General features: G+C 73.4%; 9 protein-coding genes. 7 read left to right on the forward strand and 2 right to left on the reverse strand.

What is annotated here, in order from left to right:
- Positions 1 to 246: 246 nt before the first annotated feature.
- The 4 genes from cbiQ (at position 247) to LIX60_RS18725 (ending at position 5,461) form a co-directional block, all read left to right on the forward strand.
- Positions 247 to 1,008: a cobalt ECF transporter T component CbiQ gene (gene cbiQ / locus LIX60_RS18710; protein ID WP_227959472.1), complete on the forward strand. Its 762-nt coding sequence runs from the start codon at positions 247 to 249 to the stop codon at positions 1,006 to 1,008.
- A 127-nt stretch (positions 1,009 to 1,135) separates the two neighbouring features.
- A complete protein-coding gene (locus tag LIX60_RS18715) occupies positions 1,136 to 1,957 on the forward strand; it encodes an energy-coupling factor ABC transporter ATP-binding protein (protein WP_227959473.1) in 822 nt (273 codons plus the stop codon).
- A gap of 171 nt (positions 1,958 to 2,128) precedes the next feature.
- Positions 2,129 to 3,325 carry a serine hydrolase domain-containing protein gene (locus tag LIX60_RS18720; RefSeq protein ID WP_227959474.1) on the forward strand — a complete coding sequence of 399 codons (1,197 nt, stop codon included), beginning with the start codon at positions 2,129 to 2,131 and terminating at the stop codon, positions 3,323 to 3,325.
- Positions 3,326 to 4,120: 795 nt separating this feature from the next.
- Complete coding sequence (locus LIX60_RS18725) at positions 4,121 to 5,461, forward strand: HNH endonuclease signature motif containing protein (protein ID WP_227959475.1); 1,341 nt, start codon at positions 4,121 to 4,123, stop codon at positions 5,459 to 5,461.
- Between the two features lie 880 nt (positions 5,462 to 6,341).
- On the opposite strand, the gene LIX60_RS18730 is transcribed toward LIX60_RS18725, so the two are convergent.
- On the reverse strand, positions 6,342 to 7,973 hold the full coding sequence (locus LIX60_RS18730; RefSeq protein ID WP_227959476.1) for a penicillin-binding transpeptidase domain-containing protein: 1,632 nt from the start codon (positions 7,971 to 7,973) through the stop codon (positions 6,342 to 6,344).
- Between the two features lie 93 nt (positions 7,974 to 8,066).
- Positions 8,067 to 10,001 (reverse strand): dolichyl-phosphate-mannose--protein mannosyltransferase, encoded by a 1,935-nt coding sequence (locus LIX60_RS18735; RefSeq protein ID WP_374117880.1) that lies wholly within the window; start codon positions 9,999 to 10,001, stop codon positions 8,067 to 8,069.
- 115 nt (positions 10,002 to 10,116) lie between these two features.
- Here LIX60_RS18735 and rsmI point away from each other — a divergent pair, with 115 nt between their 5' ends.
- The 3 genes from rsmI (at position 10,117) to LIX60_RS31765 (ending at position 14,403) form a co-directional block, all read left to right on the forward strand.
- On the forward strand, positions 10,117 to 11,043 hold the full coding sequence (rsmI, locus tag LIX60_RS18740) for a 16S rRNA (cytidine(1402)-2'-O)-methyltransferase (protein WP_227959477.1): 927 nt from the start codon (positions 10,117 to 10,119) through the stop codon (positions 11,041 to 11,043).
- An 88-nt stretch (positions 11,044 to 11,131) separates the two neighbouring features.
- Positions 11,132 to 12,118: a TatD family hydrolase gene (locus LIX60_RS18745; protein WP_227959478.1), complete on the forward strand. Its 987-nt coding sequence runs from the start codon at positions 11,132 to 11,134 to the stop codon at positions 12,116 to 12,118.
- Positions 12,119 to 13,413: 1,295 nt separating this feature from the next.
- Positions 13,414 to 14,403, forward strand: a complete 990-nt coding sequence (locus LIX60_RS31765) for a ubiquitin-like domain-containing protein (protein ID WP_308101570.1) — start codon at positions 13,414 to 13,416, stop codon at positions 14,401 to 14,403.
- Positions 14,404 to 14,554: the final 151 nt, after the last annotated feature.

The raw sequence follows: 14,554 nt of genomic DNA on the forward strand, positions 1-14,554 counted from the left end.
CACCCTCGTCCTCGGCACGGGTCTCTTCTGGCTCGTACGCCGCCGCCCGCAGGACGGCCGCGGGGAGGACGCCGCACCGCAGGGCGCCCCCGAGCAGGACACCCGAGCGGAGGGGAGCCCCGGAGCGGAGGCGTCCGGCGAAGCCGCCCCGGCGGCTGCCGGCACCGGCACGGGCACCCGCACCACCACCACCGGCACCGCGCCCGGCACGGAACGGGCCGCCACCGCCCGGGGCGAGCGCTAGCCATGGGTGCGGGCCACGCCCACAAGCTCTACCGGCACGGCCACTCGGCCGTGCACCGGCTGCCGCCGCACTGCAAGATCGCTGCGGCCTTCGGCTTCGTCCTCGCCGTGGTGGCCACCCCCCGTGAGGTCTTCTGGGCGTTCGGGGCGTACACCCTGCTGCTCGCGGCGACCGCGGCGGCGGCCCGCGTCCCGGCGGGCTTCCTGCTGAAGCGGATGCTGGTCGAGGTGCCGTTCGTCGCCTTCGCCGTCCTGATGCCGTTCGTCGCCGAGGGGGAGCGCACCCAGGTGCTCGGCCTGTCGCTCTCCGTCTCCGGGCTCTGGGGCGCCTGGAACATCCTGGTCAAGGGCACGCTCGGCGTTGCCGCCTCCGTGCTGCTGGCTTCCACCACCGAGCTGCGCGAACTGCTCCTCGGGCTGCAGCGCCTGCGGATGCCGCCGATGCTCGTGCAGATCGCCTCCTTCATGATCCGCTACGGGGACGTGATCACCGACGAGATGCGCCGGATGCGGATCGCCCGGCTCTCCCGCGGCTTCGAGGCCCGCGGCATCCGGCACTGGGGCGTGCTGGCGAAGTCCGCCGGGGCCCTGTTCATCCGGTCCTACGAGCGCGGCGAACGGGTCCATCTCGCCATGGTCAGCCGGGGGTACACCGGGACGATGCCCGTGATCGACGAGGTGACCGCCACCCGGTCGCAGTGGGCCCGCGCCGCCGCACTGCCCGCGGCCGCGCTCGCCGTGTGCCTGGCGGGGTGGTCCTTGTGACCGCTTGGCGTTCCTCCGCTCCCGCCTTCCCTCCCCACGCCTCCCGCCGTCCCGCCGTCCCGCCTCCCGTTCCCGCCGTCGGCCACGCCCCGGCCCCCTCCCCGCCCCCGCCGCCCAGCCCGATGGAATGGACACCGTGACCCCCGCCCCGGCCTCAGCCTCCTCCGCCGTCCCCGGCCCGGACACCGTCCCCTCGCTGGAGATCACCGGCCTCGCCTACGCCTACCCCGACGGCCACCAGGCCCTCTTCGGGGTCGACCTGGCCGTCGGGCGCGGCGAGCGCGTCGCCCTGCTCGGCCCCAACGGCGCCGGCAAGACCACCCTCGTCCTCCACCTCAATGGCATTCTGGGGGCCGACGCGGGAACGGGGGCGGGCACGGTACGGGTGGCCGGACAGCCCGTCGTGAAGAAGAACCTGGCCGAGGTCCGCCGCCGCGTCGGCATCGTCTTCCAGGACCCGGACGACCAGCTCTTCATGCCCACCGTCCGCGAGGACGTCGCCTTCGGCCCGGCCGCCGCCGGACTGCGCGGCGAAGAACTGGAGAAGACGGTCGCCCGCGCCCTGGAACGGGTCGGCATGGCCGGCTACGCGGACCGGCCGCCGCACCATCTGTCGTTCGGCCAGCGCCGCCGGGTCGCCGTCGCCACCGTCCTGGCCATGGAGCCGGAGATCCTCGTCCTGGACGAGCCCTCGTCCAACCTCGACCCGGCCTCGCGCCGGGAACTCGCCGACGTGCTGAGGTCCCTGGAGGTGACGGTGCTCATGGTCACCCACGATCTGCCGTACGCCCTGGAGCTCTGCCCGCGCTCCGTCGTGCTCAGCGGTGGGGTCATCGCCGCCGACGGCCGGACCCAGGAACTGCTGGCGGACGAGGAGTTGATGCGCGCCCACCGGCTGGAGCTGCCCTTCGGCTTCGACCCGTCCTCGGTGACCGTGCCCACACGCTAGAGACCCGCACCGGAGCCGCCACCGGCACTGGGCAGAACCCGCTACCGGCACCGGGCAGAACCCGCCATGGGCACCCGCCGCCCCGGCCACCGGACCCGCCGACCGGGCAGTGCGGCATACCAGGCACTATGGATGGTCGGTGACGGAACGGGCAACGGGAGATGCAGCACAGTGGTGGACGTCCACGGCACGGTGGCGGACGGCTTCGAGCCGGTCCGGGACGCCTTCGCCCGCAACTTCGAGGAGCGCGGCGAGCGCGGGGCGGCCGTGGCCGTGCACCGGGACGGGCGGAAGGTCGTCGACCTCTGGGCCGGAACGGCCGACCCGTACGGAACCGAGCCGTGGACGGCGGACACCGCGCAGATCGTGCGGTCCGTCACCAAGGGCGTCGCCGCGGCCGTACCGCTCCTGCTGCAGCAGCGCGGACAGCTCGACCTGGATGCGCCGCTCGGCACCTACTGGCCGGAGTCCAAGGCCGCCGGCAAGGAACGGGTGCTCGTGCGGCATCTGCTCAACCACCGCGCCGGGGTGCCCGTGCTGGACACCCCGCTCACCCCCGCACAGGCGCTCGACGATGTGAGCGGGCCGGAGGCGCTGGCCGCCCAGGCGCCGGCCTGGGAGCCCGGAACGGCGCACGGCTACCACGCCATGACCTACAGCTGGCTGCTGGCGGAACTGGTCCGCCGCGTCGGCGGCCGCCCGATCGGACGGTGGATCGCCGAGGAGATCGCAGCCCCCCTCGGGCTGGAACTGTGGCTGGGTCTCCCGGCCGGGCAACAGGAGCACGTGGGACGGATCGCGGAGGTACAAGCCCCCGACCGGCCCGCCGCGGCAGGGCTCCGCGTCCGCCCGAAGCGGTCCGTCACGGACGCCTACGCCGACCCGGCCTCCCTGACGCGTCGTGCCTTCGCCGCCGTCGACCCGCTGCCGGACGAGAACGACCCGGCCTACCGTGCCGCCGGACTCCCCGCCTCCGGCGGCATCGCCACGGCCCGGGCGCTCTCCCGCTTCTACGCCGCGCTGATCGGGCCCGTGGAGGGCGGCCGCAGGCTCTTCGTCCCGGCGACCCTCACCCAGGCCCGTACGGAGGAGTCCGCCGGTCCGGACCGCGTCCTGGTCGTGGACACCCGCTTCGGGCTCGGCTACATGCTCCACGGCCCGGCCTGCCCGCTGCTGTCCGCCGGTTCCTTCGGCCACCCGGGCCGCGGCGGCTCCCTGGCCTTCGCGGATCCGGAAGCGGGTATCGGCTTCGGCTATGTGACGAACGGTCTCCAGCAGAACGTGACGGCGGACCCCAGGGCCCAGGCGCTGGTCCGTGCGCTCCGGGGATGCCTGCGAGGGTTTGGGTCTCAGGCGTCGGGTTCCTGAGTCGGGAGGACGGACGCTGAGGCGGGGCGGCTGGGGGCCGCCTCTGGTGGCGGGTTGGAGTCTCGTCGCGCCGGGTCGGCAGTGGGGTGGCGCCACGGGATGCGTTGGAGGCTGTCCGGCGCAGGCTGTCCTTCGTCGTCCTGGTCGGGGTTACGGCGCCGGGTGGGCGGCGCGATGGTGGTGGCGGGTGCGTCGCGGGCTGCCCGTTGTTGTTTTGGTGGGGGTTACGGCATCCGTGCTGGGGGTGGGCCGGTGGTCGGTCGTCTATCCGGTGCCGTGCGCACCCGGGGTCGTTCGGAAAGACGATGGCGTGGCTGGTGCCGGTGGGGGTGCGCGGAAGCACACGCGCGCCTGGGCTTCTCGGCTTTCCCGTTCGTCGTGGCGGGCTGTCGGTGGTGGCGGTTGAGTCCGGCTGTCGTGACTGCTGCGGTGATATCGGCTGTCGCTGGGGTTGGGGCCTGGGTGGTGGCTCTTCCGGTGGGCAGGCGGTGGCCGGTGTGGGTCGCTCACGGGTGTTGACACCCGGCTGGAGAGGCGCGGCCCGGGCGCGCGTGCCCTGTTCTTGGGCTCTGCCGCTGCCGTGGCGGGTCCTCGGTCGTGGTGGCGATCGTGGGTGGCGTTGCTGGTGTTTGGTGTGGGCGATGAGTGGAGTTCCCGGGTCCGTTTTCGCTCACTCGTTCGGGTGGTTCCACGCTCTGGACCTGGATTCATCACCGTACGTGACGGAAAATAGGGGGTAAGAACTCGCTCCGTGAGGGCGGGAGTTCACGCGGTGATCCGGACGGGGGGAATGTCATGCAGGCCACGCTGCTCGACCACGACGACACGGCCACCACCGGGGCCACCACCGGTGTGCCGGGGGAGCCGGTGACGGCGGATGAGTGGGCGGCGCATCTGGCGTCGGCTGTGCCGGGTCCGCAGACGGCGGCGATGCTCGCTCTGCTGGAGCGCGGGCAGCTCTCCACCACGGGGCGGATCGATGCGCTGAAGGCCTGGGAGCGGCACACCTCCTGGATCCAGGCTCAGCAGGTTGGTCTGCTGGCCGATATCGAGGCCGATGCACTGGACGCGACGCCGAATGAGATCGGCTGGGCGGACTACGACTGGAACTTCGCCTGTGAGGATGTCGCCTGCGCGTTGAAGCTGTCGGGAAACACAGCCGCGGACCGCCTGGCCGTCGCCACCGCCCTGGAGGGACGCTTCCCCACCACGGTCAGCCTGTTGGAGCGCGGGGAGATCTGCTATCTGCAGGCGAAGGCGGTGGCGGAGGTCACCGGCACCCTCGACCCCGAAGCCGCTGCGACGGTAGAGGCCATGGTGCTGCCCAAGATGCCCACCCAGTCCGTCGGCCAGACCCGGCGCGCATTGAACCGGGCGGTGCTCAAAGCCGACCCGCAGGGGGCGGAGGTGCGGCATCGCCGGCGGCGGGAGGACCGCACGATCTGGCACCGGGCCACCGAGGACGGCATGGCCACCTGGACCGCCTTCCTGCCCGTCCCGCAGGCCGCGCAGCTCGACGCGGCCGTCGACGCCCACGCCGCCACCTTCGCCGATGACGGCCGCACCCTGAACCAGAAGCGGGTGGATGCCCTGTTTGACCTGGTCGTCAACCGCCCTGCCGGGCAGGACACTCCGGGTGGCCGGTCGGCGGCGGTGGTGCAGGTGACGGTGTCCCTCGACACCCTGATCGGGGTGGATGAGGAGCCCGGACAGCTCAAGGGCTACGGACCGATCAGTGCCGGGCAGGCGCGGGAGGTGGCTTTCGCCCCGGGCACGATCTGGCGGCGTCTGATCACCCACCCGAAGACCGGCCTGCTGATCAAGACCGACCCCACCACCTACAAGCCCACCGCCGAAACCCAACGCCACGTCACCGCCCGCGACATGGCCTGCGCCTTCCCTTCCTGCCAGATGCCCGCCCACCGCTGCGACCTCGACCACATCCAGCCCTTCAACCACCAGAATCCCACGGCGGGCGGGACGACGGAGCCGGACAATCTGATGCCGCTGTGCCGACGCCACCACCTGTTGAAACACCGCACCCGATGGCAGGCCGAACGCAACCCCGACACCGGCGAAGTCACCTGGACCGCTCCGACGGGCCACACCTACACCAACCCACCCCACAGCCCTTAGCCCCCTGCATTCCGGCGGGCCAGCCACCGGCACCAGCCCCTCCGCCACCGCGCGGAGGGGCCCACATCCCTGCCTGAAACCCGGAACCTTGCTCCGGACAACTACCGGGCGGGCAGCAGCTGGCAGGGGGCACGCCCCTCGGCGTTGATGCGTACCAGCGACGGCAGGCACCTCGGCCTCCACGGGCACGAGCTGCCCCAGCCACCACCGACCGGCGACCGGCGACCGTCAAGAGGAAGAACCGAGCCCGCCACGCCGCCACCCGCCACGACCGTTACCACCGAAAGCCCGCCACGACGGCGGGAAAGCCGAGAAGCCCAGGCGCGCGTGTGCCCCCGCAACCACCCACCGGCACCAGCCACGCCATCGTCTTTCCGAACGACCCCGGGTGCGCACGGTCCCGGATAGACGACCGACCACCGGCCCACCCCCAGCACGGATGCCGTAACCCCCACCAAGACAACAACGGGTAGCCCGCGACGCACCGGTCACCACCATCGCGCCGCCCACCCGGCGCCGTAACCCCAACCCGCCACCGAGCCGGCCGGTACATCTCGAAAGGTGTCAGTACGCCAAGAAGTCCGCATGTATCCGGCTGTCCGCCTTGGTCTGCCGGTTCAACGGTCTGCGCCCACAGGATCATGACCATGCCGGGCGCCGCCGTGGGCATGGTCCCGCTCAGCCTCCGCGCGCCCGAAGACCGCTGGGTCGGGCGGTGGACCGTGACCGAAGACCGCTGGGTCGGGCGGTGGACCGTGACCGAAGACCGCTGGGTCGGGCCGTGGGCCGTGGCCCGAAGACCCGCTGGTCTAAGCGCCCGAAGACCCGCTGTCTGCGCGTACAGAGACCGATGGTCACGACGACCGCAGACGGCTGGTGGTCAGCCGCCCGCGCGCAGGATGTCGGCGACGATCGGTCCCGCCGTCTTGCCGCCGTGGCCCGCCGCCGGAACGACCGCCGCCGCGGCGACGTCGTTGCGGTATGCCGTGAACCAGCCGTTGGGCTTCTTCTGCCCGTCGACCTCCGCCGAGCCGGTCTTCCCGCCGATGTCCCCGCCGAGCCCCGCCATGGCCTCGGCCGCCGTACCGGAGGTCGCCGTCAGCCGCATCAGGCCCCGCAGGGCGTCCGCCGTGCCGGCCGACATGGTGCGCGGTGCCTTGGCGATCGTGCGGTTGTCCACCGACACCGGCACGAGCACCGGCTGGCGGAAGACCCCCGACTTCACTGTTGCCGAGACGGACGCCATGGTCAGCGGGTTCATCCGGACTCCGCCCTGCCCGATGAGCGAGGCGGCCATCGGCGCGTCCTTCTGGGTGGGCACGGCGCCGTCGAAGGTCACCACCCCGGTCTGCCAGTCGAGGCCGATGCCGAAGAGGTCCCGGGCTGTCTTGCCGAGGTCGGCGCCGGACAGCTCTCCGGCCTGTGAGATGAAGGCCGTGTTGCAGGAGGCGGCGAAACTCTGCGCGAAAGTGCCGCCCTTGATCTCGAACTTGTCGAGGTTCTGGAACTTCCAGCCGCCGTACGAGAAGTACTTCGGGCACGGGTGCGCCTTCGACGGGGACGCCAGGCCCTTCTCCAGCAGCATCGCGGAGGTCACGACCTTCATCGTGGAACCGGGCGCCAGTGAACCCCGCAGCGCGACGTTGAAGCCGTCCGCCGGGGCGTTGGCGATCGCCAGGATCTCGCCGGTGCTGGGCTTGATCGCCACGGCGGCGGCCTTGGAGCGGTCGGCCACGGCCTTCTCGGCGGCGGCCTGGAGGCCGGCGTCGATGGTCGTCCGCAGCTCGCCCGGTTCTCCCTCGGCGAGCACCTTCAGCGTCTTGTCCGGCTGTTCGTCGCCCTCTTCGCGCTGTACGGCCAGCTCCACGGCGGGCTTGCCGCCGGCCTTGTCGCCGTACCGTTCGCGCAGGCTGGCCAGTACCTCGGCGAGCTGAGGGTGGTCTTCCTTGGTCAGTTCCTCGCCGTCGCGGTCCAGGGCCTTGATCGGCGGGGCCTCGGATTCGCCGGTGACAAGGGTGTCACCCTTTCCGAGTTCCGGGTGGACGACGGACGGCTCCCAGCGGACCAGGGCCTTGCCGGAGGTCTTGTCCCGGACGACGGTCAGCGCGGAGTCGTAGGAGACGGTCGCCCGCTCCTTCTCGTACACGACCTCCGCGGTGACCCCGAAGGGGACCTTCGCGCCGGTGGCCGCGCCGGGCTGGAGGGTGACCTTCTCGACGGCCGCTTCCTCGCGGTAGCCGGTGAGGGCGGCGGTGGCGGCCGTGCTGTCGTCCGTGAACTCCGCGGCCTTCTCCGGCTGTCCGGCGGCCCAGGCGGTGAGGAATCCCTCGGAGGTCTCACGTATCTCGTCCGCGCTGGGCGGGCCGGTCTTCACCTCGGGCCGGGCGGCCGTGGTCGTCGTGGAGCCGTTCCCGCCGTCGCCGGACGTCAGGCCGTACACGCCGTAACCTGCGGCCCCCACCATCGCGGTGAACACACCGCCGATGACGGCGGCCTTCGCGCCACTGCGCATCGGAGAAACCCCCACAGACACTTCGCACTTCGGAAAAGGCACGACACCCCGTGTGGAACGCAACGCGGCGCACTCTACGGCATCCCTCCGACATCACACCCAGGTGTCCAGCCACATGCGGTCCTGCCAGTCGGAGACCGGAATCGGCTGTCCTGTGTGGAGCGGAAAGAAGTAGATGAAGTTCCAGACGATCAGGAGGACGAGCACTCCGGCGCCCACGGTTCCCAGCACCCGCCGCTGTTCCGAGGAGCCCGGCGGCCCGAGCAGCGCGCCGATCGCCATGGCCACGGCGAGGCAGAGGAACGGAACGAAGACCACCGCGTAGAAGAAGAAGATCGTGCGTTCCTGGTAGAGGAACCAGGGCAGCCAGCCGCCCGCGATGCCGCAGAGGATCGCGCCCGCGCGCCAGTCGCGCCGGAACCCCCAGCGGTAGACCAGGTACAGCACCGCGAAGCACGCCGCCCACCACAGCATCGGCGTCCCCAGGGCCAGGACTTCCCGGGCGCACTTGTCGGCGGTGCCGACAGGGCAGCCGTCCTCGCCGGGCTGCGGCGACTCGTAGAAGTACGAGACGGGGCGGCCGAGGACGAGCCAGGACCAGGGGTTCGACTGGTAGGGGTGCGGATCGGTCAGCCCGACGTGGAAGTTGTAGACCTCGGACTGGTAGTGCCACAGGCTGCGCAGCGGTTCCGGCACCCAGGTCATGTCGGCCTGCGGCAGCGGGACGCGCAGGCCGAACAGGGAGACGGAGTCGGGCGAGAGGCCCCGGCGGCCCTCGGCCCAGCCGCGGAAGTAGCCGCCGCGGGTGAGAAACCAGCCGGCCCAGGAGACGGTGTACGTCACCACGGCGACCGGCACGATCGACAGGAACGCCGGCACCGCGTCGCGGCGCAGCATCGACCGGTACGGACGGTGGGCGCCGGCCGTGCGGCGCGCGGCGGCGTCCCAGAGGACGGTCAGCAGGCCGAAGACCGCCAGGATGTAGAGGCCGTTCCACTTCGTGGCGCAGGCCAGGCCGAGGAAGAGCCCGGCGGCGAGCCGCCACGGCCGCAGGCCGAGCCCCAGCCGGTCACCGATGAGAGCGTCCGGCCGGACGAGGCCCGTCTCTTCCGCCGTTCCCTTCCCCGTCCCCTTCGCTGTCCAGTTCGCCGTCCCGTCCGTCTCCTGTGCGGGCTTTGCCGTCGGAGCGGGCACGGGCGCGGCTCCCGCCGTCACGGCCGCCGAGTCCCCTCGGTCCGCGGTGGTCGTGAGGGCGTCCGCCAGTTTGGCGCGGGCCTTGTCCCGGTCGATGAGCAGCGCGCCGAATGCGGCCAGCACCCAGAACATCACCACCAGGTCGAGCAGCGCCGTCCGGCTCATGACGAAGTGCAGACCGTCCACGGCGAGCAGCGCGCCCGCGAGGCAGCCGAGGGCGGTGGAGCGGAACAGCCGCCGGCCGATGCGGCACACCATCAGCACGGAGAGGGTGCCGAGCACCGCCGGCATGAACCGCCAGCCCAGCGGGTGCAATCCGAACAGGCCCTCGCCGAGGGCGATCGTCCACTTCCCGACAGGCGGGTGCACGACGTAACTGTGCTCGGGGTTGAGGGGGATGCTCTGGGGATCGCGCAGGATCTTCTCGTTGGCCTTGTCCGGCCAGCTGCCCTCGTAGCCGAGCTGGAGCAGCGACCAGGCGTCCTTGGCGTAGTACGTCTCGTCGAATATCACCGCGTCCGGGCTGCCGAGGTGCCAGAAGCGCAGGGCGCCCGCGAGCAGCGCGACCAGCAGCGGACCGGCCCAGGCCGCCCACCGCACCAGCTTCTCGGCGGTGTACGGGTCCACGCCGAGGAGAGTCCACACCCGGGTGCCCGCGGTGCGGTACGGCGGGACCAGCCGGTCGCGGAGCGGGGTACGGGGCTGCTCCGCGTAGCCGTAGCGGCGCAGCCGGAGCTGCCACGAGGTCGGGCCGGCACCCGGAACCGACGCCCCGGAGGGCTGCTCGCCGAGCTCGTGCTCGTACCGGGAGCCGGTGGCGGTGTCACTGGTCACCGCGCCATCGTAGGGAACGCGGCCGCCGGGCGGGTGACGGCCGCCCCCGGCGGACGGGCCGGACCGCGGCCCCCGGCGGCGGCCGGGGAGGTTCCGCAGCTGCGAGGATGACCGGGTGACTGGAACGCTCGTACTGGCAGGGACGCCCATCGGCGCCATCGCGGATGCGCCGCCGCGGCTGGCGGAGGAACTGGCCGCGGCCGATGTGGTGGCCGCGGAGGACACCCGGCGGCTGCGGCGGCTCACCCAGGCGCTGGGGGTGCAGACCCGTGGGCGGGTCGTGTCGTACTTCGAGGGCAACGAGGCGGCCCGGACGCCCGAGTTGGTGGAGGCGCTGGCCGGGGGCGCGCGGGTGCTGCTCGTGACCGATGCCGGGATGCCGTCGGTGTCGGACCCCGGCTACCGGCTCGTCGCGGCCGCGGTGGAGCGGGGGATCGGGGTGACGGCGGTGCCGGGACCGTCCGCCGTGCTCACGGCGCTGGCGCTGTCGGGGCTGCCCGTCGACCGCTTCTGTTTCGAGGGGTTTCTGCCGCGCAAGGCCGGGGAGCGTCTGGGCAGGCTGCGGGAGGTGGCGGACGAGCGGCGCACCCTCGTCTACTTCGAGGCACCGCACCGGCTGGACGACACCCTGGCCGCGATGGCCGAGGTCTTCGGCGCGGAGCGGCGCGCCGCCGTCTGCCGGGAGCTGACCAAGACCTACGAGGAGGTGCGGCGCGGGCCGCTGGCCGAACTGGCGGCCTGGGCGGCCGAGGGCGTACGGGGCGAGATCACCGTGGTGGTGGAGGGCGCGCCGGAGAAGGGCCCGGCCGAGCTGGACCCGGCGGAACTGGTGCGCCGGGTCGGGGTGCGGGAGGAGGCCGGCGAGCGGCGCAAGGAGGCCATCGCGGCGGTCGCTGCCGAGGCGGGTCTGCCCAAGCGCGAGGTGTTCGACGCGGTGGTGGCGGCGAAGAACGCCGCGAGGGATGCAGTGAAGGACGCGGCGAGGAACGTGGGGGGAGAACGCGGGAGCGGCACGGTGAAGGGCGGGGGAGGGGCACGGTGACGGGCGCGGTGCAGGGCGGCTGAGAGCGGCGGCCCGGTCCTTGCCGGGCGTCGGGAACCGTGGTGGTCCGGCCCGTAAACTCGCTGCCATGGCGGCAGCGACATCATCCGGCGGACCCGGGCACAGCGGGAGCAGCGGCGGCAGCGGGAAGCGGGACGGCGTGACCGGGTCCGGGCAGGCGGGAAGCTCCGGCAAGGGCTCGGCGAAGGCCGACAGGAACGCGCCGCCGCCGCTGCCGGAGCCGCTGCGCGTGCCGGTCGCCGACTCGCACACGCATCTGGACATGCAGTCCGGCACGGTCGGGGACGCGCTCGCCAAGGCGGCCGCGGTGGGCGTCACCACCGTGATCCAGGTCGGCTGTGACATCGCCGGTTCCCGCTGGGCGGCGGAGACGGCGGCCGCGCACGAAAGTGTCTGGGCGACCGTGGCGCTGCATCCCAACGAGGCGCCGCGCATCGTCCTCGGCGATCCCGACGGCTGGTCCCGGCAGGGTGCCCGCGAGCCCGGCGGTGAGGCGGCGCTGGACGCCGCCCTCGACGAGATCGACGCTCTCGCGGGCCTGCCGCAGGTGCGGGGCGTCGGCGAGACCGGCCTGGACCACTTCCGTACGGGACCGGAGGGGATGGCCGCGCAGGAGCGGTCGTTCCGCCGGCACATCGACATGGCGAAGGGGCACGGCAAGGCGCTCGTCATCCACGACCGCGAGGCGCACGCGGACGTGCTGCGGGTGCTCCACGAGGAGGGCGCGCCCGGCACGGTCGTCTTCCACTGCTTCTCCGGTGATGCGGAGATGGCCAAGATCTGCGCCGACCAGGGCTACCTGATGTCCTTCGCGGGCAACGTCACGTTCAAGAACGCGCAGCCGCTGCGCGACGCGCTCGCGGTCGCGCCGCTCGACCTGCTGCTCGTGGAGACGGACGCTCCCTTCCTCACCCCGGCGCCGTACCGCGGACGGCCGAACGCCCCGTACCTCATTCCGCTGACGCTGCGGGCCATGGCCGAGGTCAAGGGCGTCCCGGAGGACGCCCTCGCGGAGGCGGTCGCGGCCAACACGGCGCGCGCCTTCGGCTACTGAGAGCCGGACGCGGGGCGGGGCCGGAGGCGCTCCGAGGGGCCGTCGGCCGGAGGTGCGGTGGCCTTCCGGTCACCACGCGACGTGACCACCCGTCCGGGAACGGTGTGTAGTCATACGACTTTGGAGAGTGAGCGTTGCTCCGCTACAGTCCGCCTCCGACCGCCGGACAGTGGAGCGTTGTGAGCACACATCAGGGGAGTCACCGGGGCGAACGCCGCGAGGGCCGTGGACCGGCTGCCGGAGGAGACGGTGCGGAGGCGGGAGCCGCACCCGCACCCGCACCCGGGGCCTGGGCGGAGCCGGGAACCACGGCGGGGCGCGGGGGCGCGAGCGCGCCCGGCGGGCCGTGGCCGGACGGCTGGTTCTCCAGAGACCCGGCGCCGTCCTGGCCGGGCGCCGCACCGGCGGGATATCCGGCGGCACCTGGGGGACCTCCGGCATTCCGGGAGGCGTCCCCGGCACCTCCTCGGCCACTCCCACCTCCGCAGCCTCTCCAACCACTCCCACCTCCGCAGCCTCTCTCCCCTCCACGGCCTTCGGCGCCTGTGGCGCCTTCGGCACCTCCCGCATCCTCGGCGTCACCGCCGGGGGTGCCGACGCGGATGGCCTCGGTGGTGCCTCCATCCAGCTCCCCGCCTTTCTCTCCGGCTCCCTCCCCTCCGGCTCCGCCCTCCCCTCCGGCGCCGCCGGCCGTCCGGACCCCACCGCTTTCTCCACCGCCTCCCCCGGGACCGCAGAGTCCGCCGCAGACGCCGTATGGCGCCCACCGTGCCCCGTACGGGCGCAGTGCCCACCCCGGGCCGCCGCCGGGCGGTTACGGCGCTCCGCCGCGCGTCCCGCGCCGGGAGGGCGACACGCTTCCCGAGTCGCACGGCCCGTACACCCACCCGCCGTACGACCCGTCCAGTGCCCGCACCGAACCGCGCGACCTGCCCTCGGTGCTGCGGACCACTTCGGAGAACGCGAACCCGTATGGAGGCGGGGCCAGTTGGTCGGCCCTTCCACCGGTCCGGCCTCCGGCGCCGATCCCGGCTCCGACAGCGGGATCGGCACCGGCAGCGGGATCGGCACCGGCATGGGGACCAGGACCAGGACCAGGACCAGGACCGGCGCCGGCTTCCGCCCCGGTCCCGGCCCCGGTCCGCCATGCCGCGATTCCCCCGGCCGGTCCGGTGTCCGATGCGCCGTCTCCCGTGGCTCCGCCCGTCCCCGCCCCGCCCCTCCGCCGGGGCCATGGCCGGGGCGGGACCCGGCGGGCGGTGCGGCGCAGGCACCGGCCGACGCGCCCGGAGCGGTTGCGCAGGCTGCTTCCGCAGGCTCTCGTCGTGGTCGCGCTGGCGGGCGGCACGTGGGCGTTCCTCGCTCACGACAAGGCCGTCCGGCTGAGCGTCGACGGCCGGCAGCGCACCCTGCACACCTTTGCCGGCGACACCGGTGAACTCCTCGACGACGAAGGCGTGCGCCTGGGCCCGCACGATGCCGTGGACCCCGTGCCCGGGCGCCCCCTCGCGCACGGCGACCGGATCGCCGTGCGCCGTGGCAAGCCCCTGGATCTCACCGTCGACACCGAGCGGCGCGCGCGCTGGACCACCGCCGCCACGGTCAGGGGCGCGCTGCGCGAACTCCGGGTGCCCGCGGAGGGCGCGCATCTCTCCGTGCCGCACTGGACCGGCATTCCGCGCTCCGGGCTCGTCCTGGAGGTGCGGACCGAGCGGACCGTCACGGTGACCGCCGACGGCCGGGAGCGCACTCTGCGCACCAACGCGGGCACGGTCAGGGAGGCCGTGGCGGAGGCCGGGGTCGTGCTGCGCGGCCCGGACACCACGTTCCCGCCGCCGGACACCTTTCCCCGCGACCGCGGAGTCCTCAGGGTCCTACGGGTCCGCGGGGAGCGACGGGTCCGGGAGGAACCGATTCCGTACTCCGCGGTCCGGCGGGCCGATCCGGTCCTTCTCCGGGGCGCGGAGGTGGTCGCGCAGGCGGGCGTGAGCGGCGTCCGGCGGGTCACCTACGCCGTGCGCACCGTGGACGGCGTCCGGCAGCGGCCGAGGGCGCTGCGGTCGGAGACCGTGCGGGAGCCGGTGCCGCGCATCGTGCGCGTGGGCACCCGCTCCGCCCGTGTCCCCGGCGCCGACGGGCCGCACGGGGCCGCCATGGCCCCTTGCGTGTCCGCCGGGCGGCCCCGGTATGCGCCGCCGGGTGAACGGACGTTCAGGGCCAGGAAGCTGTACGTCCAGCGAGGCGCGTTCCCCTGGCCGGACTGCGGGCCCGGGCCGAACCCGTGAGGACCGGTGCGGGACCGCGGGGCCACCGGGCTGTGGGGCCGAACCGGACCGCGGGTCCGGCCGGGCTGTCCGACCGGGCCGTCCGAACGGACCGCTGGTCCGGAACGCCCGGGCCGGGTTCACCCGCACCGGACGGGCGGGCGGCTGCCGG

The sequence above is a fragment of the Streptomyces sp. S07_1.15 genome, from assembly GCF_020739505.1.
Taxonomy (GTDB): domain Bacteria; phylum Actinomycetota; class Actinomycetes; order Streptomycetales; family Streptomycetaceae; genus Streptomyces; species Streptomyces xinghaiensis.

Bases quoted from the DNA above. Each gene is read 5' to 3' on its own strand.
- LIX60_RS18745 (WP_227959478.1), top strand. From the start codon at position 11,132: ATGGCGGCAGCGACATCATCCGGCGGACCCGGGCACAGCGGGAGCAGC.
- LIX60_RS18730 (WP_227959476.1), bottom strand. From the start codon at position 7,973: ATGCGCAGTGGCGCGAAGGCCGCCGTCATCGGCGGTGTGTTCACCGCG.
- LIX60_RS18725 (WP_227959475.1), top strand. From the start codon at position 4,121: ATGCAGGCCACGCTGCTCGACCACGACGACACGGCCACCACCGGGGCC.
- cbiQ (WP_227959472.1), top strand. From the start codon at position 247: ATGGGTGCGGGCCACGCCCACAAGCTCTACCGGCACGGCCACTCGGCC.
- LIX60_RS18715 (WP_227959473.1), top strand. From the start codon at position 1,136: ATGGACACCGTGACCCCCGCCCCGGCCTCAGCCTCCTCCGCCGTCCCC.